24 protein-coding genes are annotated in these 24,367 nt (G+C 57.6%); 11 read left to right on the top strand and 13 right to left on the bottom strand.

The genetic code is table 11. The features are described 5' to 3' along the window. Positions 1–32: 32 nt before the first annotated feature. The 6 genes from GFN93_RS06870 to GFN93_RS06845 all read right to left on the bottom strand — a co-directional run bounded on the left by GFN93_RS06870 (position 33) and on the right by GFN93_RS06845 (position 6,741). Positions 33–1,673 (bottom strand): vWA domain-containing protein, encoded by a 1,641-nt coding sequence (locus GFN93_RS06870; RefSeq protein ID WP_208993724.1) that lies wholly within the window; start codon positions 1,671–1,673, stop codon positions 33–35. Between the two features lie 159 nt (positions 1,674–1,832). Then, on the bottom strand, positions 1,833–2,786 hold the full coding sequence (locus GFN93_RS06865) for a hypothetical protein (protein WP_153500014.1): 954 nt from the start codon (positions 2,784–2,786) through the stop codon (positions 1,833–1,835). Next, on the bottom strand, positions 2,770–3,633 hold the full coding sequence (locus GFN93_RS06860) for a sigma-70 family RNA polymerase sigma factor (RefSeq protein ID WP_153500013.1): 864 nt from the start codon (positions 3,631–3,633) through the stop codon (positions 2,770–2,772). The genes GFN93_RS06865 and GFN93_RS06860 overlap by 17 nt, the downstream gene beginning before the upstream one ends. A gap of 91 nt (positions 3,634–3,724) precedes the next feature. After that, entirely contained in the window at positions 3,725–4,369 is a 645-nt protein-coding gene (locus GFN93_RS06855; RefSeq protein ID WP_153500011.1) for a hypothetical protein, read from the bottom strand. Continuing rightward, positions 4,366–5,595, bottom strand: coding sequence for a tetratricopeptide repeat protein (locus tag GFN93_RS06850; RefSeq protein ID WP_194285754.1), 1,230 nt, complete (start codon positions 5,593–5,595; stop codon positions 4,366–4,368). The genes GFN93_RS06855 and GFN93_RS06850 overlap by 4 nt, the downstream gene beginning before the upstream one ends. Before the next feature lie 648 nt (positions 5,596–6,243). Further along, positions 6,244–6,741 (bottom strand): hypothetical protein, encoded by a 498-nt coding sequence (locus GFN93_RS06845; RefSeq protein WP_153500007.1) that lies wholly within the window; start codon positions 6,739–6,741, stop codon positions 6,244–6,246. Positions 6,742–7,248: 507 nt separating this feature from the next. Between GFN93_RS06845 and GFN93_RS06840 the strand changes: the two genes are divergently transcribed. Next, positions 7,249–7,710: an LEA type 2 family protein gene (locus GFN93_RS06840; protein ID WP_153500006.1), complete on the top strand. Its 462-nt coding sequence runs from the start codon at positions 7,249–7,251 to the stop codon at positions 7,708–7,710. Between the two features lie 11 nt (positions 7,711–7,721). Here GFN93_RS06840 and GFN93_RS06835 read toward each other — a convergent pair whose 3' ends face one another. Next, entirely contained in the window at positions 7,722–8,723 is a 1,002-nt protein-coding gene (locus GFN93_RS06835; protein ID WP_153500004.1) for an AraC family transcriptional regulator, read from the bottom strand. Positions 8,724–8,824: 101 nt separating this feature from the next. Here GFN93_RS06835 and GFN93_RS06830 point away from each other — a divergent pair, with 101 nt between their 5' ends. Genes GFN93_RS06830 through GFN93_RS06820 form a run of 3 tightly spaced genes read left to right on the top strand, consistent with a single transcriptional unit; the run spans position 8,825 to position 11,950 of the window. Beyond that, positions 8,825–10,282: a flavin-containing monooxygenase gene (locus GFN93_RS06830; protein WP_153500003.1), complete on the top strand. Its 1,458-nt coding sequence runs from the start codon at positions 8,825–8,827 to the stop codon at positions 10,280–10,282. Further along, positions 10,266–11,198: an alpha/beta hydrolase gene (locus GFN93_RS06825; RefSeq protein WP_153500001.1), complete on the top strand. Its 933-nt coding sequence runs from the start codon at positions 10,266–10,268 to the stop codon at positions 11,196–11,198. The genes GFN93_RS06830 and GFN93_RS06825 overlap by 17 nt, the downstream gene beginning before the upstream one ends. Beyond that, positions 11,195–11,950 carry an SDR family oxidoreductase gene (locus tag GFN93_RS06820; RefSeq protein ID WP_153499999.1) on the top strand — a complete coding sequence of 252 codons (756 nt, stop codon included), beginning with the start codon at positions 11,195–11,197 and terminating at the stop codon, positions 11,948–11,950. Before GFN93_RS06825 ends, GFN93_RS06820 begins: the two co-directional genes overlap by 4 nt. Before the next feature lie 148 nt (positions 11,951–12,098). Here the strand turns inward: GFN93_RS06820 and GFN93_RS06815 are convergent, their stop codons facing one another. Then, positions 12,099–12,527 (bottom strand): 3D domain-containing protein, encoded by a 429-nt coding sequence (locus GFN93_RS06815; protein WP_153499998.1) that lies wholly within the window; start codon positions 12,525–12,527, stop codon positions 12,099–12,101. Positions 12,528–12,554: 27 nt separating this feature from the next. Here GFN93_RS06815 and GFN93_RS06810 point away from each other — a divergent pair, with 27 nt between their 5' ends. From GFN93_RS06810 to GFN93_RS06800, 3 genes are all read left to right on the top strand, one after another. Continuing rightward, positions 12,555–13,517, top strand: a complete 963-nt coding sequence (locus tag GFN93_RS06810; protein WP_153499996.1) for an alpha/beta fold hydrolase — start codon at positions 12,555–12,557, stop codon at positions 13,515–13,517. A 71-nt stretch (positions 13,518–13,588) separates the two neighbouring features. Next, the gene (locus GFN93_RS06805; protein ID WP_153499994.1) at positions 13,589–14,422 is read left to right on the top strand and encodes an SDR family oxidoreductase; all 834 of its coding nucleotides are present in this window, start codon (positions 13,589–13,591) and stop codon (positions 14,420–14,422) included. 299 nt (positions 14,423–14,721) lie between these two features. Continuing rightward, positions 14,722–16,026, top strand: coding sequence for a sigma-54 dependent transcriptional regulator (locus tag GFN93_RS06800; RefSeq protein WP_153499992.1), 1,305 nt, complete (start codon positions 14,722–14,724; stop codon positions 16,024–16,026). Here GFN93_RS06800 and GFN93_RS06795 read toward each other — a convergent pair. Continuing rightward, positions 16,018–16,611, bottom strand: a complete 594-nt coding sequence (locus GFN93_RS06795; protein WP_153499990.1) for an acyl carrier protein phosphodiesterase — start codon at positions 16,609–16,611, stop codon at positions 16,018–16,020. The genes GFN93_RS06800 and GFN93_RS06795 overlap by 9 nt on opposite strands. Positions 16,612–16,647: 36 nt before the next feature. Then, positions 16,648–16,986 (bottom strand): histidine triad nucleotide-binding protein, encoded by a 339-nt coding sequence (locus GFN93_RS06790; protein WP_153499989.1) that lies wholly within the window; start codon positions 16,984–16,986, stop codon positions 16,648–16,650. A 231-nt stretch (positions 16,987–17,217) separates the two neighbouring features. Here GFN93_RS06790 and GFN93_RS06785 point away from each other — a divergent pair, with 231 nt between their 5' ends. Further along, on the top strand, positions 17,218–18,126 hold the full coding sequence (locus tag GFN93_RS06785; protein WP_153499987.1) for a 6-pyruvoyl trahydropterin synthase family protein: 909 nt from the start codon (positions 17,218–17,220) through the stop codon (positions 18,124–18,126). Between the two features lie 111 nt (positions 18,127–18,237). On the opposite strand, the gene GFN93_RS06780 is transcribed toward GFN93_RS06785, so the two are convergent. Then, the gene (locus GFN93_RS06780; protein WP_153499985.1) at positions 18,238–19,185 is read right to left on the bottom strand and encodes a LysR family transcriptional regulator; all 948 of its coding nucleotides are present in this window, start codon (positions 19,183–19,185) and stop codon (positions 18,238–18,240) included. 309 nt (positions 19,186–19,494) lie between these two features. On the opposite strand from GFN93_RS06780, the gene GFN93_RS06775 reads away from it, so the two are divergent. Then, entirely contained in the window at positions 19,495–19,767 is a 273-nt protein-coding gene (locus GFN93_RS06775; RefSeq protein ID WP_153499983.1) for an Arc family DNA-binding protein, read from the top strand. A gap of 83 nt (positions 19,768–19,850) precedes the next feature. Next, the gene (locus GFN93_RS06770; RefSeq protein WP_328594354.1) at positions 19,851–21,080 is read left to right on the top strand and encodes a GGDEF domain-containing protein; all 1,230 of its coding nucleotides are present in this window, start codon (positions 19,851–19,853) and stop codon (positions 21,078–21,080) included. A 497-nt stretch (positions 21,081–21,577) separates the two neighbouring features. Here GFN93_RS06770 and hmpA read toward each other — a convergent pair whose 3' ends face one another. Beyond that, on the bottom strand, positions 21,578–22,792 hold the full coding sequence (gene hmpA, locus GFN93_RS06765; protein WP_153499980.1) for an NO-inducible flavohemoprotein: 1,215 nt from the start codon (positions 22,790–22,792) through the stop codon (positions 21,578–21,580). Positions 22,793–22,882: 90 nt separating this feature from the next. Between hmpA and GFN93_RS06760 the strand changes: the two genes are divergently transcribed. Next, positions 22,883–23,308: an RrF2 family transcriptional regulator gene (locus GFN93_RS06760; protein WP_153499978.1), complete on the top strand. Its 426-nt coding sequence runs from the start codon at positions 22,883–22,885 to the stop codon at positions 23,306–23,308. Between the two features lie 137 nt (positions 23,309–23,445). Here the strand turns inward: GFN93_RS06760 and GFN93_RS06755 are convergent, their stop codons facing one another. Beyond that, positions 23,446–24,261, bottom strand: coding sequence for a M23 family metallopeptidase (locus GFN93_RS06755; RefSeq protein ID WP_235901708.1), 816 nt, complete (start codon positions 24,259–24,261; stop codon positions 23,446–23,448). Positions 24,262–24,367: the final 106 nt, after the last annotated feature.

The raw sequence follows: 24,367 nt of genomic DNA, 5'->3' as shown, positions 1-24,367 counted from the left end.
GCGCCTCCCACCATTATTGGGCGTGTTGATTTTTAAATTTTTTCACTCACCTCAGCCTGACGAAGCAACTGTATAAACTCGGAACGATAGCCATACTCATCGTCTCCCTTGTTTTTCTGCGCCAGTTCGATGGCATCATCCAGAGTCCACTCTCCGGTGTACTGGCTGCCCTTGAGCAACTGGGCAGCGCCGGCCACTGCGATAGCGAATCCGGTTTCACGGCGTTGCCAGTCGGCAGCCTTTTCCTGTTTCACGGGCACCGGGGTTTCAATCAACAGCGAACGACTTTCCCCCGGGCGCTTGTAACGCAATTTCAGGAAGGCGTACTCACCGGCAAACGGCGCTGCCGTTTTGCTGTCCGGCTTTTCATAACGACCCGGCTCAATCATCGGCGCAGCCCCCACCGGGGTAATCTCATAGATAGCCGTCACCGTATGGCCTGCACCTATTTCACCAGCATCCACCTTGTCATTATTGAAATCCTCACGCTCCAGGGCACGGGTTTCATATCCAAGAAGGCGATATTCCTGCACCGTGGCCGGATTGAATTCCATCTGGATCTTCACGTCCTGGGCAATCGGAATCAGGGAAGACGTGGCCTCTGTCACCAGCACCTTGCGCGCTTCGTTCAGGGTATCAATGTACGCGGCGACACCATTGCCATTCTGGGCCAGCGTCTGCATCAGGCTATCGTTATAATTGCCCTGACCAAAGCCCAGCACCGACAGGTAAATGCCTTTATCACGTTCACGGGTGATGAGCCCTTCCAGCGCCTCCTGATCGGTCACCCCCACATTGAAATCGCCATCGGTGGCAAGGATCACCCGATTCACTGCGTCCTTGTCGAAATGCTCAGCAGCCAGATCATAAGCCAGTTGAATACCTTCCCCGCCGGCAGTGGAGCCACCGGCACGGAGCTGATTCAGCGCCGCCTCGATCTTGTGCTTTTCACGGATCTCCGTTGGCTCCAGCACCACACCCGCTGCGCCGGCATAGACCACAATCGCCACCGAATCCTCCGGGTGCATCTGATCCACCATCATGCGCAGGGAGCGGGTTACAAGGGGCAGCTTGTCGTCGGACATCATGCTGCCGGACACATCCAGCAGGAACACCAGGTTGGCCCGGGGCCGCGAAGCCTGCTGCGGCTCATAACCCTTGATGCCGATATGCACCAGCTTGTTCCCAGCACGCCACGGAGAGTCGCTCACCGACACATGGGTCAGGAATGGCGTCTTTGGTGAGTCCGGTGCGGGGTAGTCGTAATCGAAATAGTTGACCCACTCTTCCAGTCGAATGGCGTCCGGCTGGGGCAGGCGACCGTGATTGATCTGACGTCGGGAGAAGCTGTAGGACGCCGTATCCACGTCAATGGAGAAGGTGGACACGGGCGTTTCAGCCGTGCGCATGATGCCGTTGTCTTCAATCTCGGTGAAACGATCCCGCTCCTCCTGAGGCACCACCCATGGCATTGGTGCCTGAGGGGCAGCCATGACCTGGACTTCGCTCATATGGACGCTGTCCGCCATCATGCGTTTGGCCTGCACCTGTGCCGGCTTGCCCGCCACATCATGCTGACGCTCGATCGTGGCTTCCCGATCCTGCTGATATGAACACGCCGCCAATGCGATGCCAAGGGCCAGAACCAGCGGTGTACGATTGAAAGTTTTCACGGTTACCTCCTGGGTATTTTTTTATCCTTCATGGAGGTAGACGGACAGGCGGGAAAAGCGCCTCACATTTTTTCAAAAACATTTTTTATGTGGTTGGGGATGCATCGACGGGGGTGTTGTTGCGACTTTCACAATAGATGAGAACGGCCGGTCCGCCCTCTATTGCCCTGCGTTCCGGCCAGCCTCGTCCAGTATCGTACCCAATCCACACCAGCCCGCCGGGCTGTCTGGTTCCAGGGCCACAAACGTATTGGGGTATTGAGCTTTCACCACATCAAAGGCCTGCTGCAAGGCCGCCACGTTGGCAGCCGCACAGCCGCTCGCCTCCACAGCCAGTGCCGCCTGAGCCAGAAGCGCCATGTCACTGTCGGGATCTGCGGCCAGCCCTTCGCGATAAACGTTGAGGTACTCCTGCCATGCAGGAGCTTCCTCCGGTGCCAGGGTCGCAGGCGCCATGGCAGAGGACGGCGCCACCGCAAGAGGACCAGGCTGCGGCGTTGCCGCCACCCTCGACCGTTCTTCCATGAGCGGGGCGCTGTCCATTTCAATACTCTCGATTTCGGCACTGTCTTGCGCAAAGGAATCCGCCATGCTTCGCCGCGCTTCTTCACTGGCTAACTGGCGTTTCTGCGCCACCCCATTAAACGCTTTCGCCTCTGCGACGGATTGCTCCCTGCCTGCCAGCGCATCCGATTCAACGCGGGCCGCTTCCAGCGATCGGTCTGCCACAGGCTCATGCATTACCGCCGTCTCGGCCGGTGCCATCGGCAACTGCCCCTGACGGAACAAGAGTACTCCCACCAGTGCGACGCTGGCGGTCATGCCGATAGTGGCCCAGTGCCAACGGAACAGGCCATGCCAGACGGCCCCGTGCTTCACCATCGGTACCGCCGCCGACAAAGCCAACCACTGCTGACGCAAGCTGTTGCTGGTGGCCAGCGCAGCCCTGAGCGCGGCTTCCTGCTCCGTACTGAGGGCGCCCTCTTGCCAGGCAGCCAGAATCTCGTCTTCACTACCAAAACCGCTAAACACTGGCAGGGACAGCAGATCACTGGTCCCGGATTCCGACACACGCAGAGACTGCATCAACGTTTTTTCATTGTCCGTATTCAAATGACGCCTCCCCGTTGCCAGTCATGCCCATGTCGGTCAACGCATTCAGCAAACGCCCACGCAGCCCCTGCAAACGCCGCTGCACGGTAGCCGCACTGCTACCTGTCAGTTCGGCAATGCGACGACTGGCCAGACCATCCTCGTAATGGAGTGCCAGCAGCAGACGATCATCTGCCGACAGGGACAGCGATGCGGTCAGTCTTACCAGTGCCTCTTCTTCATTGGACGGACAAGCCCCGCCGCTTGCCTCACCCACGCCATCACCCAGCAAGGACGCCATCAACGACAGCGCCTGCTCACGCTGGGCCTGCTCAAAGCTGGCATCCAGCGATGCCCCCTTGTCATCGGGGAGCGTGTCCAGCCCCAGCTCCGTGACACAACATTCGGAAAAGCCGGGTTCTCCACAACGGGGAATGCGCTGTTTGATTTCTCGAATGGCATCGCCAATCAGCCCGTCACGGAACTCATCCGCCAGACGGGTCTTGATCGTTTCCGGCCACTGGCGCTCAAGGCACAGCATGCGCCAGAGCTTCACCCATCCCTGGCCCATGGCCTGCAACCACTGGGGCGGGCGGGGTCGGCCAAACTTGCGGCGGGCATAGTCTTCCATGGCACGACCGGCCACGGCATAGGCAAAGGTGGAGGGAGTACTTTTACCGGTAAAGGTCTGCAAGGCTGCCCATTCATTGTCACTGAGCGCCTCCAACATGGCGGTGCAGGCCTCTTCGGCCAGCACGGGCTGCACAAAGCGACGGGCCGCCATGCGTTCCAGCCCTGCCATGAAGGCAGGATCAAAAATCAGCGCAGGCCAGTCCACCGACTGCCCAACTGCAGGTCCATTTGCCATGAAAAAGTCTGTATGAATGAAACGCTTTCACTTGTAGCGCAAATGCACAGGGAAGGAAAGGCGATCGTACTTGCAGGCAAGCAATAGCCGTCTATTTGTCTTCGTCTCTGGGCGGCAAGGGCTCGATCCCCCACTCTCTGAGAAAGTCTTCATCCACATCAAAGGCCCCGTCCTTCAACTCTCCAGCTTCTCCCGCTCCAACCGGCAGGGGGAGAGGGAGGTTATCCTCGCTTTCGGGCTGCGGAACACAGACTTCCTTTTCTGCAATCACTCGCCCCTTCTCCAGGATCAGCTGAAGCACATGCTCAAAGTCTTCCAGATCAGGATTGTCACGTCCCTCCCAGTAATCCGGATCATCCTGATGCCGCGGCAGCCGACACAGTGTCAGTGTGCCTGTGTAATCCAGCGGCATATTCAGTTCATGATAATGCCAGCTGCCAGTCACGAAAGAGGTATCACGCACCGGCAAAACACCGTTGAGAGGCGGGTAACGGATCGGCTGGGTAATTTCCTGCCCGTTCTCATCAAATCGCAGATATTGGATCGGCTCAGCCAAGGCCAGATAGGACAACAACAGCTGACCATCCTGGATAGCATAATTCGCCGTATAGCCACGCCAGCAATGACTGCTGTCCTCGCCGGGCTCAAGGCCATACTCCCAGGGCGAGAAAGGACTCTCCAGCAGATCAAAACCTTCATCCTGGTAGAACAGGCCATCCTGTAGCTGGGTTGTCATGGTTCCTCTCCTGTTTTGACCGCCGGGGCAGAGACTCCGGATGAGCGGGTTGCTCGCAGTGAGCGATTGACCAGGTCAGCAAGGCCTTCATGGGCTGCGGCTGAATACTGCCTGAGCTTATCCCGAAGTTGCATCACCTGCCGGGACGCACCCGCCTGCAAATCGAGCTGCTGACGTTGCACAAGCCTTTCACCTTGTTTCTGAAGCTCAAGCACCCTGGCATTGAGCTCGACCAGATCCTGACCAACCTCCCCCAGCTGCTCAATCTGGTTAGCGGCAAGAAAAACCCGATCCTGCAGCACACGATTTTCATCCAGCAAGACACCAATCTCTTCCAACTGCTGCCGGCGATCCTGTTGCCGGGAAACCAGATTCTCCTGCATTTCCCAAAGCAGTAACCCGCGATAAAACGCCAGCTGCTCCCCCATATCAGGACGAGCAAACCGTCCCCATTGGTCAATCGTAACCTGAGCTTGTTGCTGCACCTGCCATAATTCCTTTTCCGATTCTGAGGCAAACGCCAGCAGGTCCTGACGGCTGACCGCTTCCTCAAAACGCGACTCAAGCAGATCGAAGCGCTGTGGCAGGCCCTGGTTCGATAACTGCTCCAGCACGCCACGCGCCTCAGGAAGTAACACTGCTTTCTGTTGGGCCCGGTCTTTCGCCATGGCCGTCAGGGCCGGCATTTTATATGCCCAAAGATCCAATCTGTTTTGCAGGCGCCGCAACTCATGGTATTGAATCCAACGCCGTTGAAATTCAGCGCTGGCAAACCAGCGGTAAAAGACAGAAAAACGGTTGATATCTTGCGTGGAAAAAACCGGCAGAGGCTCCATGGAGTTAGACCAAGCAGCCTCCCCCTTCACATCGGCGAACCATTCACCACTGGCTATTTGAGCCTGCGTTTCCTTAAGAAACGCTTCCTCGGACGCAAATCGCCGCAGTGCTTTTTCAAAGTAGGTTTTTGCTGCTTTCTGATTACCCTGCTGCTCATACACTTGCGCCAGAACCAGCAGCGCTTGCTGGACCGCATCGCTGTGGATAGCGCGCGTTTCCAGCCGTGTTAAAACGGCCAAAGCCCGATCCGTCTGGCGCTCATTCAACAGGATGCGTGAATAGAGGAGCATGGCCTCATCGGCAAACGGTCCCTCCAGACGCGCACTGGAAAGCAAGGTCAGCGCCTGCTTTTGCTGATCAACGTTCAACCAATGCGAGGCCAGTGCCAACCGAGCCTGATCCTTGAGGCCTTCCAGTCCAGGCTGATCCGCTGGCAGGCCAACGATTCGCTCAAGCTCAGCCTCACCTTGGGCAAGGCGACCGCTTTTCAGCAGGCTGACAGCCCGGTTGTAGCGAAGGAAAGGGGGAAGAATTTGTTCCCGGGCAAAAACGTCAAGACACTCTGCGGCCTCCTTATATCGGCCAAGACGCATCAAGGTCAGCGCACGCAAGCTGACATAGCGCTCCCCCCAGGCTGCAGCGGGAGACCTCATCTGTTTCTCCAGGATTCGCCACGCAGACTCATAGTCGCGCTGACGATAATACTGGAGAACCAACTGCAACCACGCCTGTCGGATAACCGCCTCATTTACCCGCGCACCAAGCGTGCTCTCAAGCGCACGTTCAGCCGCTTCAGTCATCCCGTAGGCGGCATACATCTCGCCCATCAGGGCCTGGAGATCCGCTGGATGTTGCTTCACTTCGCCACGCTCAACGGCCATCAATGCCCGAGTCAACGCAGCAAAATAGTCGTCCTGCCGGGCCAGGAATGCCACCTCCCCATAGGCCGTCCCATGCCACTGACTATCGCGCTCCGGGTTTCCCTGTACAGGCGAGACCAACAACCACGCCAGGCACACCAGCAGCAATCGCATGGCTCAGCGCCAATCCTGGAAATAAAAACGGGGAGGCTGCCGATCACCGTCATCGACTATCTGCAGCTTGACGAAGTGGCGTTCAGGACCTTTCTCGAATTGGCCAACCACCTGCTCGCGAATCTCGCCACCGCTCTTGTCCTGCCCTGTGACTTCGGCCTCCAGCACATGACGGCCATCGGTTACGCTGATTAACGTCAGGCGCTGAACAGCGCCCTTTTTGAGTGCATTCACTTCTTTCGGGCTGTATAGATGACTGGCAATTTCCACACCATCGAGCTTCAACACAATGCTGTCAGGCTCAAAAAACGGCCCCTTATCCAGCGAAAGATAAATACCTACCTGGCTATTGGCAGGGAGTAACAGGCCCTCTTCCAGCTGCCGCAGGCGCTTGTTCACTTCCAGCACATCCCGTTTAAAGTCCGCCAGATCCTTGTCCAGCTCGGCACTGTGTAGCGGCGCAAATACCAGTAACAGAAGCACTATGGCTACGCGGCGCATGACTCATCTCTCACAACAATTTTTGCCGAATCTATCACACCTGTAACAGGCTGACCGTTGTCATCTTTCATCCTGATTCTCTGGCCGTTCGTCAGGGGATACAGAATTCCCACAAATGTGGGTTGCCACAACCGCAGCATTGATACCATTATCAAAAGGTCGATAGTTGCTATCGACTCCGTGCCGGCGGCCCGGTCATACGCCGCGCCATGCGCGCCTTGCAAAGGGCGCGGTGGCGCGACAGGAGTCCGGGCCGTCCGGCATGCACTTAGTCTACGCCTCAGGTCATACGCCTGACCTCATCAATACTGAAAAATCCTTTCAACCCAGTTCAACCGCCTGTTGGCTTCTGAACGCCTTATTCTCCTGACACGGACCTGAACCGACTGCGGGTTTCGCGGTTTGACCTTTCGTCTGTCACTCAGCATCAAACTTCTGACGTGCATCCATTGAACCTTTCCCGTTAGTCTGAACTCCAAAGTCAGTACTCCACGAAACGGAAACTCAATGAAAACGCTTATTTCTGCCTGTCTGTTCGTTACCGCGCTTTTCCTCTCCGGCTGTCAGACGCTGGGTTCGCTGGAATCCCCGGAGGTGTCTTTGGCCGGCATCAATCTCAATAAGGTTTCACTGTTTGAACAGGAATGGGGGCTTACCCTGCGCGCTCGCAATCCTAATGATCGCGATCTGACGCTAAAGAGCATGGACTACGAGATCTACGTGAATGGGGAAAAGTTTGGCCGGGGACTGACAGCTGAAACGGTCACCCTTCCCGCCATGGGTGACGCCACGGTGAGAACCACCATCACTACCAGCCTGCTGGAAAGCCTGCAGAAGCTACAGGAAATTCAGCAAAATCCCGGTGAGCCCTTCACCTACCGACTGGTTGGCAAAGCCAAGGTGGCGGGAGTGCCCATTCCCTTGTCTTTTGACCGCGAAGGGCAGATGAAACTGCCTGCCATGCCCTGACCGCATTCATCTTATTTCAACTGACGACGAAACCGCGCCGGGCTTTGCCCGGTCCAGCGGCGGAAGGCATGGATAAAGTTGGACAGTTCCGAGTACCCGAGCCGTTCGCTGATTTCCTCAAGCGTCAGGATGCCCAGCGTAAGCCATTGCTCCGCCAGCATCCGCCTCACCTCATCCAGTAATTCCTGATAACCGGTTCCTTCCTTGGCCAGGTGACGGCGCAGGGTGCGGGCACTCATGTGCATCTCACGGGCCAGCGCTTCCATGTCAGGAAAGCGCCCCGGCTGCTGCAGCAAACGGCGCCGCAAACGGGCAGCCACACCAGCACGGGAATGACGCTGCACCAATAACTGGTGACATTGCTCCTCGCAAAGTCGCGCCGTCACCGGATTGGCCTGTGGCAACAACATATCCAGCAGCCCCAGCGAGAACGCCGCTTCGCTGCGTGATGCCGAGAACACCGGTGCACGTCCAAATACGGCTTCAAAAGCAGCAGGATCATGGGGAGCTAACCGCAGGTTCAGGGTGGTCAGCGGCACTCGCAAGGAAAACAATTCCTCCTGTATCACCATGATCGCACTGCTATCCCTCGCCAGCAGATAGGGGCGAACGGAGTCCTCCAGCGCCGTATCATCCAGCACCAGTACCGCTTCATCGCCGATTTCCTCCAGACGAATGTCCAGGAACGCAAACGTCAGTCCGAGATAGCGGAGACCAAGGCGAATCGCATCCCCAAAGGTTGGACTACTCAGCAGGGCAAAACCCCAAACGCCATAGCTGCTGAGATGGTAGCGCTGCCCCATGGCAAGGCCATGCACCACCGGATCAGCCAATCGCGCGCACAGGTTGCGAATCACCACCAACTCCTGTTCCGCCTCGATGGTGGCATCCGCTTGCTGCAACATCCCCGCATCCAGTCCAGAGCCGGCCAGGCTCTGGGAAACGGAGATTCCCTGCTCGGCAGCGTACGCCACCTGCAGGCGAACACTGGTAATGGCTCTGAGCGCGGTCATCACTGTCCTTTTTCCACAATTTTCTGTCCCAGAATGCCATAAACATGGCGTTTAGGTCTCGCTACAGTGGTATGCATAACGACAACAGAGATGGATACGCCATGAAAACCACACATCAGGTCATCATTATTGGTGCAGGCTTTGGCGGATTGGGTATGGCCATCCGTTTGAAGGAGCAGGGCCAGGACAATCTGCTCATCATCGAAAAGGCCGACGACGTGGGCGGTTGCTGGCGCGACAATACGTATCCCGGCGCCGCCTGCGACGTGCCTTCTCACCTTTATTCCTTCTCTTTCGAGCGCCATTATCCCTGGTCTCGACGCTTTGCTCCGCAGCAGGAAATTCTTGCCTATCAGCAGCACTGCGCACGCAAGTACGATCTCTACCGGCACATCCGTTTCAACACCGAGGTGGCCGAAGCTCGCTACCAGGATGACAGCAATATCTGGGAGGTCACTCTCACCAATGGCGAGACTCTCTCCTGCCAGGCCCTGATCACCGCCACCGGCCAGCTCAACCAGCCAGCCTATCCGCCACTGTCAGGTATCGGTGACTTCAAGGGACCACAATTTCACAGCGCACGCTGGAATCACGATGTGGACCTCACCGGCAAGACTGTTGCTGTAGTCGGCACCGGCGCCAGTGCCATTCAGTTTGTTCCAGAGGTCGCCAAACAGGCGGGCAAGGTCATGCTGTTCCAGCGCTCGGCGGCGCACGTTATCGCCAAGCCAGACCGTGCCTATACCCGCTTTGAGCACTGGCTGCTGAAACGGCTGCCCATGACCCAGACGCTGGACCGACTGCGGATTTATGCCAGCAATGAGTCCCGCGTATTGGGGTTTACCTCCTTTCAGCAAGCCATGAAGTTTTACGAGTGGCTGTTCCAGCGCCACCTGAATAAACAAATTGCCGATCCGGCCCTGCGCGAAAAACTCACCCCGGATTACCCCATGGGGTGCAAGCGCATCCTCATGTCCAATGATTACTACCCCGCGCTATCACAATCCAATGTGGACGTGATCAATGAAGGCATTCGTTCGGTAGATGAAAGCGGACTGACCGACAGCGCAGGGGTTCATCACGACGCCGATGCCATCATTTATGGCACTGGCTTTCAGGCCACAGACTTCCTGACGCCGATGAAAATCACCGGCCGTCATGGCCAGGACCTGAATCAGGCCTGGAACGAGGGCGCCGAGGCCTATCTGGGGATCTCCGTGCATGGGTTCCCAAATCTGTTCATGCTCTACGGCCCCAACACAAACCTGGGCCACAACTCCATCATCTACATGCTGGAAAGCCAGATTCACTATATCCGCCAGTGTCTGGCCGCCATGGAAGATGACAGCGTCCGAGCACTCGAAGTGCGCGCCAACATCCAGTCGCACTTCAATGAAGAAGTGCAGCGCAAGATTCGCGATACCGTGTGGGACAAGGGCTGCCACAGCTGGTACAAGACAGAGTCCGGCAAGAACACCAATAATTGGCCGGGGTTTACCTTTGATTATCGCCGCCTGACCCGTCAGGTTAACTGGAGCGACTATGAGCTTGTTCGTTGATCGGGTCAGCCGGTCCCAATCCTTTTTCCAGCAGTTACTGGCTCGCCTGCTGCGCACATCATTGGCCCTGTTGTTCAAGCCCTCAACACGCTGGCTAAGCCTTGCCAAACAGCGCCGCTGGATGGACATCATGGCCCTGACCACGCTGCGCGCGCGGGACGTTGCCGACCATGATGCTCCTGTTGCAGGCGTGCCATGCCGCCACTACCAGCCCCTGCATGCCCAATCCACCGTGCTCTACCTGCACGGTGGCGGTTATGTGGCCGGCAGCCCTGACAGCCACAAGGCGATCACCTCGCATATGGCCCGCTTTGCCAATGCCCGCGTGGTCGTGCCCGACTACCGCCTTGCACCGGAACACCCCTGCCCCGCAGCCATCGAGGATGCGGTCGCAGTCTACCGGCAATTGCTGGAGGAAGGGGTTCACCCCGACACACTGACCGTCATGGGCGACTCTGCCGGCGGTGGCCTGGCCATGGCCATGCTGCAAGCCATCAAGCAGCAGGAAATTGCGCTCCCCGCCAGTGTGATTCTGTTTTCCCCTTGGGTGGACCTGACCCTCACCCAGCTGTTCGACACCGACCGGGACATCATGCTTAGCCGCGAATGGCTCCAGGGCTCTGCGCAAGACTATGGGCAAAGTGATCTGGCACGGCCGCAGTGCTCGCCCCTCTATGGAGACCTTAGCGGTCTGCCTCCGGTGCTGATTCAGGCTGGCAGTGATGAAATCCTTCTGAATGACAGCCTGCGCCTGTGCGAAGCCCTCAACCAGGCAGGCACGTCAGCACGCCTTCAGGTTCATCCTCAACGCTGGCATGATTTTCAACTGCACGCTGGTGTGCTGGCAGACGCCGACCACGCACTGATGACCTGCGCCCGCTTTATCCTGCAACATCGCAAGGAGCCCCAATCATGAGATATATCTTCATTACTGGCGGCGCCAGTGGCATTGGACTGGCCACAGCACGGCTGTTTCACAAAAACGGCTGGCAGGTAGGTATCACTGACGTGAATGAAACCGCCCTGCGCGCCACCGCCGCTGAACTGGAGGGTTGCTGGTACCGTCCGCTGGATGTGACAGACGACCTTGCTTGCCAGCATGCCGCCAGGGACTTTGCCTCCGCTGGTGGACTGGATGTGCTATTCAACTGTGCCGGCATTTTGCAGATGGGCCAGTTTGAAAACATTAGCGCCGCTCGTCACAAAGCCATCATCGATATCAATGTGACTGGATTGATGAACATGAGCCTGGCGGCTTACCCGTTCCTGCTGGAAAGCCGCAACGCCGTGGTCATCAATATGAGTTCCGCCTCAGCCATGTACGGCACGCCTCACTTTGCTTCCTATTCCGCCAGCAAGTTCGCTGTGCGGGCACTGACAGAAGCCCTCGATGTGGAATGGGGCCGCCAGGGCATTCGCGTGGTGGATGTCATGCCGCCTTTCGTCAACACCCCCATGGTGAACGACGCTGATTTCCGTGCGCCGATAATCGATCGCATGGGCGTTAATTTGAATGCCGAGGATATTGCCGCCACCGTTTGGCACGCAGCCAATCACAACACGGCAGTGCACAACCCGGTGGGGGGAGCCTTCAAGGCCCTGCTGGTCGGCAACAAGCTGCTCCCCGGCGGCACCACTCGCCGGCTGATGCGGTTCCTGAGCCGGTAAACAACGGCCACATATTGAACGCGATATGTTGTCTGGCGAGTACTTGTTGCCGCCGATGAAACGCATGAGGCCGCGCCCCTGTTCTGGGCGCGGCCTCATGGTATTTCCGCCTCGCCGGTCACACACGCTGGCACCAGCAGCATAGGGTTTATGCTTCCGGCGCCGCAAAGGTAATGGTTACCTTGCGCTTGCCCCACTCCCTTGCCGCTTGCACGTCCTCCCCCATATAAATATCGATCTTGTGCTTCCAGCGCCGGTTCATCTTGTCTTTAACCAGCCAGACGCCCGGCAGACCTTCAATCTGTACTTCGGCATTGTGACCAAGGCCAAGTGGAATCAGATCCCGGGATACCGCGATGGCCTGCATGCCTGGCTCCAGCCGATCCCCCCATGCTGCCAGTGCATGGTCATCGCCCTGACCCTGGCCATGAACGGAGTTATAAGCCGTCGCAGTGACGACCATTTTCACCGGGGGAGGCCCCGCCTCACCTACGGATACAACCCAGGTGACGGCCACCAGAACCAGCAGGACCCCAAGGGCATTCACCTTGCGTTGCAGCGGTATTGCTAAAGTCATTCAATGCTCCGATACGTGAAAGTCATTATGTTCTCTCTCTTGCTGAATGCTTGCGCCAGCGCCCCATTCAATGCGGCGGAACAGCCGCTTGCGCCCACGCTGCGTCAGTGGTCGCCAGAAAACAGTCCCAAGGCTGTCGTGCTTGCCCTGCACAGTTTTGGTGATTACGCGGCAGCCTTCGATCATGTCGGTCCGTACTTCAGCAAAGCAGGCATTTACCTCGAGGCTTACGACCAGGCCGGCTTTGGCGAGCGTCAGTTCGATGGCCGGTGGGCCGGCGAACCACAACTTGTCCAGGAAGCCGCAAAGCGCATCCAGCACTTGTCATCAGTTTATCACCAGCCTGTGTTTGTGATGGGTGAAAGCCTCGGCGGAGCGGTGGCTATCCTTGCTGCGCTGGAGCAACCAGACGATGTCGCCGGGATCATTCTCTCTGCTCCTGCCGTGCGTGAAGGCATTCGTTTGCGCTACGGCTGGAATGTGGCCATCGCCGGTGCCGCCGCGCTGGCGCCTGGCTATCGGGTCAGTGTTGAGAGGGATCCAGCCGATCCCCGGCTTACGCCCGACAATGCCAAGCGGCTTGCCTACGACGAGCGGGTAATGAGAAAAGTCAGGATGGACAGCTACTGGGGGCTGATCCAGCTTGCCGACAGCGCCAGTGACCAGGCGCCTGCGCTCGTCCCGGCCGGTGTTCCGGTGATGCTGCTCTACGGTGAAAACGACCGGAGTGTGCCAGAGGCCGGCATCCTCGCCCTGCGAAATCATCTGCAGGATCAGCTGACCTACAAGACGATCCCCGAGGGCCCCCATCTGCTGCTGCAAGGCAAGCAGTGGCAAGCCACCAGCGAGATCATTCTCCGCTGGGTGGAGCAGCAATCCGTTGCTCACCGGAAGGCGGCCCCCCGTCAAGATGCCATCTCAAGCCATAATGCCTTCCCTGCCACATCAACGATTGGCCCGCCCAGCCCGTTACAGCCAAGCGTAGACTGATACTCTGTGCCAACCTTATCCAGCAGCCTGAATGGGGCTGCTCGTACCACTCTTTCCTGGAGGACATGACCATGAGCAAACGGGTTCTGATCACTGGCGGCAATTCCGGTATCGGGCTTTGCACCGCAGAGCAACTGGCCGGCCGCGGTGCCGAGGTGATTCTCGCCTGTCGCGACCAGGACAGGGGGCGGGCAGCCGTTGCCCGCATCAAGAATACGCATCCCTCCGCCAAGGTACGGCTGTTTGACCTGGACCTGTCAGACCTTGAAAGCGTGCGTAATAGTGCTGCGGTGATTTATCGCGAGCTGGATCATATTGATGTGCTGATCAACAACGCTGGCGTAGTGCCCACCAAGCAGGGGTTTACCAACGATGGCTACGAAATGCAGTTCGGCGTCAATTATCTGGCCCCGGTACTGTTCACGCACCTGATGCTGCCGCTGCTACAGAAAGGCGAACAACCACGCATCCTGCATGTTGCTTCAGTGGCTCACTGGCTCGGGCGCATCAACAAGAAAACCTGGCGTGGCCGCAAACCCTATCTGGTCATGGATGCCTACGGACAATCCAAGCTTGGCAACATTTTGTTCAGCAACGTGCTTGCTGACCGCCTGGCCGAACTCGGCATCACCAGCAATGCCCTGCACCCGGGTGGCGTGGACACACCCATCTTCCGCTATGTACCCAAGCCGATCATGGCGCTGATTCGTCCCACGCTGACCACCCCGGAAAAAGCGGCCCGCCTGCCGGTCAGCCTGGCGCTGGATCCTCAGTACGCCGATGTGAGCGGCGAGTACTTTGCCAACTTCAAACCCGCCATGCGCTCCCCGCTGGCCCGAAACTCGAAGCTGGCGGAAACCCTGTACTACGACACCATGGCGGAGCTGGACCTGCCAGCGCTTTGATCGCCAGCCTGCCGGAACGAACAACCCTGCTTCAGGGTTGTTCGCACTCACCTGCCCCCTCCTCTAAGACTTTTTTCCCATTTGCTCCGTTAATCACCGTAACGCAACGGCTACGCAACGTTGCAATGTGCATTGGCCGGAGGGGAGAAACAGCGCTAGAGTTAGAACGAGGGTGCCTCAGCGTTGTGTCTTGCATACCCCGCCTTCAGACAGGATGCCTGAAGGAAAAACCCGACAGGCAAGGCAATACGAGGCCACACCAAGAGGGTACTTCTTAAACCATCACGGAAGGGATTGCCGTGAGTCTGGACCATCCAACACTCAGGGTCCTGATTGTGGATAATCAGGATTCGAAGCTTGCCTTGCCCCAGCGCCTTGCCGCGCAGGGCTGGCAGCTTGTTGTCCAGAAACTGGATGCCCTTGATCCCTCGCAGTGGCCCGATGTGGGCATTATCCATATCCCTGCACCCAATCAGTTTGATGCGCTCAATGCCGTGAGCCATCAACTTCAGGAAGGTAGTTACATTGCCTTGTGCAGCAAACAGGCGCTCGCCTGTGAGAAGATCCAGACGTTGATCCGCAACACCTTTCACGATTACTGCGAAGACACGGTGCCCACCCAACGCTTTGCCCAGTCGCTGGAACGATTGCTTTCCGAAAGCCGCCCCCGAATTGAGCAACTCACTACCCCACCACTGATTCTCGGTAGCTCCACAGCCATGACGGAACTGCGCCACAAACTGTCCATCTATGGCCGCACCGAGTTACCGGTGTTATTACAGGGGGAAAGCGGCACCGGGAAAGAGTGTGCCGCGCAGTGGGTTCATCAACATTCGTCTCGCCGAGATCAACCGTTCATTGCGCTGAACTGCGCTGCCATCCCCGACAACCAGTTTTCCATTGAGCTTTTCGGTTTTGAAAAAGGGGCCTTTGCCGGCGCCAGCAGAAGGCATCAGGGCAAGATTCATGTTGCAGAAGGCGGCACCCTTTTTCTTGATGAGATTGGTGACCTGTCACAAACCAGCCAGGCCACCCTGCTGCGTTTTCTGGAGTCCAATCTCTACACCCCATTGGGCGGCAGCCACGAACAGCTTTCCGACGTGCGTATCATCTGTGCCAGCAATCACAATCTGGATGAAGAAGTGGCGGCCGGGAATTTCCGACTGGATCTGTTTCACCGCCTGAATGTACTCGGCCTGAATCTGCCGTCACTACGAACACACCGGGAAGACATCCCGGTATTAGCCGAACATTTTCTCAACCAGCATGAGCCACAGGTTGTGTTGGACCGTTCCGCACTGGATGCATTAATGGCCCACGACTTCCCCGGCAATGTAAGAGAACTGCGCAATTGCCTGTTGCGTGCCGCCGTGAATAATCGGCATGGCATCATTCGCGATGAGGATCTGGGCCTGAGCCCCTGCGATCAATCCGAGCCCGCCACCCAGACCCTGACCCAATATCGTAACCGCCAGGAAAGCCACTATATCCGTCAGTGCCTCAAGGACTGTCAGAATAATGTGCAGGAAGCCGCAGATCGCTTGAAGATCAGCCGCTCAAGCCTCTACCGGTTGATTGAAAAGCATCACATCCCCTTACCCTGATTGCGCTTCCAGCGCGGCTTGGGCCACGGCGTGCTGCAGCTGGGGATAGAACACCAGAAAACCTTCCTCCAGCTCTTCATAGAAAGGAACGATTTCCTCGACGATACCAGTGAAGCGATTGGCAAAACGGATCCGGCCGGCAATCATGTCCAGCGCCTGGCCGACCTGCCTCAACTCCACGTAGCGGTTGAGTAGATCAAACTCTGCCATACGCTGCATACGTTGCCGCATAACGGGCGGCATTAGCGCATCGCCGGCCTGCAGATGGCGGTAATGCAGCGCAATGGTGTCTCCTCGCGGCGAGGCATAGAACGATGACCAGTGATGCCACAGGAAATGGTCAAACAACACATCCAGGGCAACGCCTGCAAAGCGGCGGCGGGCCGGCGAAAACTTCGCGCGCTGAGCCCGCACCCAGTCATGGGAGTCAGTGAAACGGTCCACCAGGCGATGATTATCGAGCCCCAGCCGAACGGGCTCAGACAGGCCAGCCACTTCCACCCCACGCATGAAATCGCCCAGCACATTACCCACCTTGGAGGGTGCGAAAGGCTGTGCCAGCGTGAGGTGGGCCAGATAATTCATGGGGAGCGCTCTGCCGCCGGGCAGAACGCCGGGCCATCAGCCCGGAGGCCAACTGAACGGACGACCACCCAGCACGTGAACGTGCAGGTGGAAGACCGTCTGACTGGCCCCCGCGCCGTTGTTCACGTTCAGCCGAAAATCGTCCAGGCCTTCCTGTTTGGCCACCTGACTGGCCACCAGCAGAAGGTGTCCGAGCAGAGCCTGATCTTCAGCCACGGCATCAGACAGCTTGGGGATGGGTTTCTTGGGTATGACCAGAAAATGGGTCGGTGCCTGCGGGTTGATATCACGGAAGGCCAGACACTGGTCGTCCTCAAAAATGATATCTGCGGGGATTTCACGGTCGATAATCTTGGAGAACAGGGTGACAGACATGAGGATATTGGCTCCTGGGCTAGGCACCGTCATGGGTAGCGCGAATGGGTGCAGGAAACCCGTGAGGGCCTCTCAGGATGTGCACTTTCCTGGCTATAGTTTGTGGCCCGGTTCACAGCTCACGCGAAATTGCACCAATTTCACCCGTATACGGTGACGTTCGCCTTACGGCGGGTCAGAATGGTGGCATTATAGTGCTCTCTGAACCCACTTTTGATCAACCGGAACAGCATGGCCACACTCTTTGTTGAAAATTTGACCGTCGCCGACTTTTCCTACCTGCACCCCAAGCGCGGCATGGTGGGCGAATCCTGGCTGGTGGATCTCGAACTGAGCGGGGATCTGGATAACCAGGGCATGGTGTTTGATTTTGGCCACATCAAGAAGCGCATCAAGGAAGCCATCGACGACAGGGTCGATCACCGCTTGCTGGTGCCTGTGGATTGTGACCAGGCCAGCGTAGTTGAACGCGACAATGACACCAGCCTGGAATGGGTCTACCGGGGCGGCACCATTCGCATGGTCGTTCCCAGCGAGAGCCTGCTGTTGATGCCCGGCACGGAGGTTTCCAAGGCCAGTCTCACGCTGCACCTGATGGAACTGGTGCAAAGCGTTGTGCCAGATAATGTGCACGAGGTGCGCATTATTCTTCGCGAGGAAGATACCGGCACCGCACCCTACTACCATTACTCCCACGGATTGAAGAAGCACGATGGCAACTGTCAGCGCATCGCTCACGGCCACCGCTCCAACATCCATATCTTCGAGAACGGCCGACGCAGCCGCTACTGGGAAAAGCTTTGGGCGGACCGCTGGGAAGACATCTACCTCGGCACCCGGGAAGACCTGGAAGGCACTTACTTTATCGACGAGATTCCCCACCATCGCTTCCGCTACGATGCACCCCAGGGACACTTCGAACTGGTGATTCCCGAAGATCATTGCTATCTGATCGACACCGATTCCACAGTGGAGCAACTGGCCGCACATATTGCCGAGCAGCTGGCTCTCGAAGCCCCCGGCAAGCACTTCCGTGTGCGAGCCTTTGAAGGGGTTGGCAAAGGCGCCATCGCCGAAGCTGGCGAAGACATGCCCGGGAAAACGCATTCCGGCTGGCTGAGTGGCGCGGCGGCAATCTAGTAACGAGTACCGCGTTTCGAGTTGCGAAAACCTCAACCAGACCACCCACCTGGTTGGTTGGTTGGTTGGTTGGGGTTGTCGGAACTCGCTACTCGAAACGCGTCACGGCCTTTATTCCTCGTCCAGAATCCGTTCTGCCTCTTCCTGAATCAGCCGGCGGAGCCAGCGGTGGGCCACGTTGTGATGCAGCAGCGATGACCAGGCCATCTTCAGCTCGAACTCGGGAATATCAAACGGCGGTTTCTTGATCAGAAGACGGGGATTCTGAGCCTGCATGCGCGCCACCCGGGAGGGCAGCGTGGCGACCAGATCGTTGTTCATGGCCAACAGTGCCGGCATTTGGTAATGGCGGGTAAAGATACTGATCTTGCGGCTTTTGCCCAGCTGTTCCAGCGCATGGTCAATCCAGCCCAGACCGCCCAACTTCTCGGGATTCATGCCAAAACCCACACCGAAACCGGTCTTCGATACCCAGATGTGCTGTGCAGACAGGTAACTGTCCAGATCAAAATCCTTGGCGATCGGGTTATCCCGGTTAAGCAGACAGGAAAAGGAATCCTTCCACAGGCTGACCTGGTGGAACGAGCCGGGAATTTCATTAAAGCGGTTCACCGCCATATCCACCCGGCCCTGCTCCATGTCCTGGTAACTCACATCCGAGGGCGTCAGGAAATCCAGCACCACATTGGGCGCTTCCGCACGCAGCCGGCGAACGATATGCGGCACCAGGGTACCTTCCGCATAGTCACTGGTCATGATCCGGAACACCCGGCGACTTTCTTCCGGACGAAAGCCGTCCTCGGGGGTAAAAAGCTGTTCCGTCTGTGCGAGGATCTGCCGCACCAGCGGGCGTAATTCCTGAGCACGCTCCGTGGCGGTCATACCATCACTGGTACGAATCAACAGCGGGTCCCCAAACAGCTCCCGCAACCGCTTCAATGAATTACTCATGGCGGGTTGGGTAATCCCCAGCTGCTCCGCGGCACGAGTGACATTCTGCTCGCGCAACAGTACATCCAGATACTTGAGCAGATTGAGATCCGCAGACGCAATATTCATCAATGGAATGGCCGCAAGGTTGTCATCGATACGCGAATTCTAGCACCGCGCCAAGTCCACTCCTAATGTGCCTCGCATCACATTCCCGGCACTGAAAAACCAAACAACAAAATTGGTTTGCGCAAACAGTGTTAACAAGGTCGCTAATTGACATTAATGGCAACCTGCCAGTATCGCCTGAAGGCATAAAAATGCGTAAGGTGACACTTGTTCATCCCTGTTCACTAACCTTTCTGCCGTGTTGTCGAATCCGTGCGAGCCGCAATCGCCATCCGGATTCAGTTTGCAGGAAGTGCATCAGAGGTAATTATGACCAGTAACGTCACCACGCGAGCCGAGAAGTTCGTGGTGCGTTTTCCTTGCGGAATGCGTGCAGAAGTCTCAGAAGCGGCCCGGTTTAGTCACCGCAGCATGAATGCAGAAATCATTGCCCGGCTGCAACATAGTCTGGGCAATTGGCCCGAGGCCCTGCCACAGGGAGCAGCGGCAGTACCGGATGGCAACGAAGAAGCCTACTTGCTGGAACGCTTCCGTCGCCTCTCACCCGCCAAACAGCAGGCCCTGTTGGCTCTGCTGGACTAGTCTCCCTACAATAAGAGGTTCAGGGCCGGTTGATACTTAAAGGAAGACCGGCCTTTTCAAGGAACCAGGGAGCCATAACCGGCGTGACTGCTAACCAGACCCATAGCCCACTTCCGTCAGGCAATGACATTAGCCTGCCCTGGCATCTTCGCCTGCCCTCACCACTGGAGCAGGATTTCCGCTTTTATTCCCGAAACAGTGCCGCAGGCGTCGCTTCCGGCGCCCTGCTTCTGATTGCCATACTGTTGGTTTGCGCCATGCTGCTGGAGTCTCTGATCGGGACAGAGATTCTGATGCAGACCTGGCGCCCGCGCCTGTTTTCATTGATGGTCACTGGTGGCTGTCTGGCGCTCTGCCATCAGCCCCGCTGGCGCGACTGGCTACCGCCGGCATTGCTGCTGCTAGCTTTCACCCTGTCGTTCTCGGGTATTTATCTCGGGGTTGTGATCGATCACCCACTATCCTACGTATTCTTTCTGCAGACACCGCTCTCCGTGGTGATGATCAGCACGCTGTTCAGACTCCCTCTGCACAGCACCATGATCAGCACCGTGGTGATGACCGGAGCCATGATTACCGGGCTGTTCTTTGCCAGGGAATATTCACCCTATGAACACCTGACGCTCACCTTGCTCAGTCTGGCCTTCATCAGCATGAGCCTGTTTGGCCAGTACGTTTATGAAAAACTGCTGCGCAAGCACTTCCTGTCAGAGCATGTGCTTTACCAACACCGGGATGAACTGCACTCCGCCAACCAGATACTGGAAAGCCAGGCCACCGTGGATGGCATGACCGGCTGCATCAACCGGCGCGGCATGGAGGCCCGCCTGAATCACCTCTATCACCTGCTCAAGCAGCAAAGCCCGGATGCTCCCGAACGCATCAACCTGCTGCTGTTCGATATTGATTTTTTCAAGCAATACAACGACACCTATGGCCACCCGGCAGGCGACGAGTGCCTGAAAAAAGTGTCCGGCGTGCCACTATCCATGGTGCAGGCGGAGAAAGACTTTGCTGCCCGCTATGGCGGTGAGGAGTTCGTGATCGTACTCACTGACTCCAGCTTCAACGATGCACTGGTATTTGCCGAGCGCATGCGCAACCGGGTGGAGCAGCTCGGCCTCCCGCATAGCGGCTCCCGGGTCAATCAAGTGGTCACCATCAGTATTGGCGTAGCCTGTTCCGACGGCGGCGCCGAGAACGGCGCGGCCCTGCTCAAGCAGGCGGATGAAGCGCTCTATCAAGCCAAGGGCGCAGGCCGTAACCGGGTCGCCATGATGAACACCCAGGGCATGGTGGAGATGCTGACGTAGAGCGACGCAGCACGCCTGACGCCTGACGCCTGACACCTGACACCTGACACAAAAAGGCCCGCCCGGAAAACCGGGCGGGCCTTTTTGCATCGGTAAACACTCGCCATTGCTGCTGTGGGAGCCATGCTTGCATGGCGAACCGAGCGATAGCGAGGCTCTGCAGGAGAACCAGCTTGTTGGCCGAATTGGGCCTGGGCCATTCTGCAGAGGCAGTACCAACCTGAAAGCCCTTCGGCCAACGGGTTGGCTGTATTCGCTGCGCTCCCCCCTTCGGGGCCGCCCTGCTTGCGTTACTCGTTCCTACAGAAACAGAGCGGTTTACGTCCGCTCTGGAATCCTTACCTCGCTGAGACGAGGATCGCCATGCAAGCATAGCTCCTACAGCGGCATCAGATCCTGCGAGTCGCCGAACTCAACGAGTTGGAAGGCGTTTCCATTAACCAAAAACCCGGGAACTTTTATGGGTTTTTCTTTCCAATCGAGCGCAGCTCGTAGCCTCAGGCCGCCATATCCTCCTTCGGCCCGAAGAACTCGAAGTGGATATCCTCAGCGCCCACACCGCGGGACAGCAGCATCTGGTTGACCGCACGCATCATCGGGGCCGGTCCGCAGAAGTAGTATTGGGCTCGGCGATCACCCACCAGCGTATCCAGCAGCTCACCATCCACAAAGCCTTCGCTGTCGAAGCCTTCGTCTTCGGCCGAAGCCTCACTCAGGCGCACATGGCAGTGGAGATTGTCATGCATCCCGTTCAGGCTGTTGAGCTCTTCCACGAACGGCCGCTCCGCGCTGTTGCGGGCGCACTGGATAAAGATCACCTCGCGGCCAGCCTGTTGTTCGAGAGCGCTATGCAGCATGGCCATCAACGGCGTAATCCCTACTCCTCCGGCAATGAACACCAGCGGCACATCATCCGATGGCGCCGGCTGCAACGTGAACTCGCCGCAAGGCGGAGCCAACTCAACGATATCGCCTTCGCCAGTCTGATCATGAAGGAATGCTGACACGACCCCCTGCGGCACCGCTTCGCCATTACCCGTCTCTTTCTTCACACTGATGCGAAACATCTCCGGATCATGATTACCGGACAGGCTGTAATTACGCATCACCGGCTCGCCACCATCAGGCGCGACCCGCACGGTAATGTACTGACCCGGTTGATTCGCTGGCAGCGGCTGCCCATCTTCCGGACGCAAGTAGAAAGACTCAATGTTGTCACTGGCAGGCTCACGCCGTGCCACCACAAATCGACGAAAGCCGTTCCAGCCAAACGTCTGCTGTTGCGCCGTATAGATCTCCGCCTCGCGGGCAATCAGGATATCCGCCAGCATCCCGTAGGCCGCTTCCCAGGCATCAATCACAGCATCAGTTGCGCCCTCACCCAACACTTCCTGAATTGCCGCCAGCAGGTTGGCACCAACGATGGGGTAATGCTCGGCGAGAATCTGCAAGGACACGTGCTTCTGGGCGATCAGCTCCACCGCATCCGCCAGCACTGCCGGGTTTTCGATGTTCTGTGCGTAGGCACAGATTGCTCCGGCCAGCGCCCGCTGCTGGGTACCGGCATGCTGATGCGCCGGGTTAAAGAAGGACAGCACCTCGGGATTTTCGCGGAACATGCGCTGGTAGAAATGGCGGGTAAGAGTCTCGCCATGTTCCAGCAGAACAGGAACCGTTTGCTTGATCACGGCCAGTTGGCTTTCGCTCAGCATTACGCTTTCTCCTTAATAGGTATTTTACATGCCTCTTTTAAATGGGCATATTAGATACCTGTTTAAGCGCTGACAAGTACTAAAACTGACATGCAGTTGACCACTCATACCGATTACGCCCTGCGCACCCTGATCTGCCTTTCCCTGCAGCCAGACAGCGCCCCCATGACCGTGCATGAAATTGCGCGCCGCTATGATATTTCGGCCAATCATGTGGCCAAGGTGGCACAGACCCTTACCCAACTGGGCTACATCAACAGCCTGCGCGGCCGTGGCGGCGGCCTGGTGATGGCCCAGGCGGCCGATACCATCAATCTGGGAACCCTGGTGCGGGAGACAGAAAACCTGAAGTTACTGGAATGCTTTGCTGAGGGTTCGCAATGCGCCATCGAGCCCGCTTGCAAGCTCAAGAACATGTTCATGCAGGCCCAACAGGCGTTTCTGAAAGTGCTGGATGGCTACACCCTGGCAGATGTGATCAAGAATGGGGGGGAGCTGAAGGTGTTGTGGCGGTAGCGCTCCCCTATGTGTAAGACCGACGTCTAAGAGCGAAGCAAATCAGTCACGAGTTACGAGAAACGAGTTTCGAAAACCTGGAATACATTAAACCGGGACGCCTTTTCTTTTCGTAACTCGTAACTCGTAACTCGCGGCTACTCTTCCATCGGCGGCACAATCGTCACCGGGTCCAAACGCTCTGCATACCAGTTCAAACGCCAGTCCAGATGTGGGCCTGTGGCACGGCCCGTGGCACCCACCTTGGCCACCGGCTCACCCTGCTTCACGGTCTGGCCGGGTTTTACCAGTACTTCACTGAGATGAATCATGGTGGACGACACGCCATAACCGTGATCCATGATCAGGGTGCCACCGGAGTAATAATTGTCGTCCTGCACCAACGTCACCACCGCATCCGCCGGCGCTACCACCACGGTGCCGGTGGGCCGTGCCACATCCACACCGTAGTGCGGCGTACCGGGCTTACCGTTGTAAACCCGCTGGCTGCCATAGACCCCACTGATGCGACCGGTCAACGGCCACTGGAAGTCGCTGAGAAACGCCTGCAAATCCGAATCGCTGGCCCTTGCCTTCTTGATGGCCGCCACCTCTGCCCGGATGCGTTTGAGCACCGCCTCCGGCGGGGGATCAACCGTCCGCTGGGGCACCCCTTCCACCCGCTGGATGTTGTATTCACGCTTGTCGAGAATGACAGGCACTTGCTGGCGCTCTTCGCCCTTTTTCAGCTCCAGGGTCTGCGCCAGCGCCGCGTCGCGGCCAAAACCAATCGCAAAGTATCCCTCTTCAGTAGTACGCACCGGCTTGCCCGCCAGCGCCACACTGACGCCCGGCGCCACCTGGCCACGCAGCAACGAACCCTGGGTTCGCTCACCATTAAGGGAAAGCAACCAGTCACTGGCCAGTGACGAACCCGCTAGCAACACGCCAAACACCACTGCGACAAACTTCAATCCAGATACTCCTGCCAGCCTCTGGGGCGGAAATTGGTGAGGGCACCAGCGCAGCGCGGAACAACCGCAGGCTGGCCCCGGAGGGATGAGCGCAGCGAATCATCTC

It is taken from the genome of Alcanivorax sediminis, from assembly GCF_009601165.1.
Classification (GTDB): domain Bacteria; phylum Pseudomonadota; class Gammaproteobacteria; order Pseudomonadales; family Alcanivoracaceae; genus Alcanivorax; species Alcanivorax sediminis.
The sequence above is the reverse complement of the archived record's forward strand: the minus strand, read 5'-3'. Positions and strand labels throughout refer to the sequence as shown.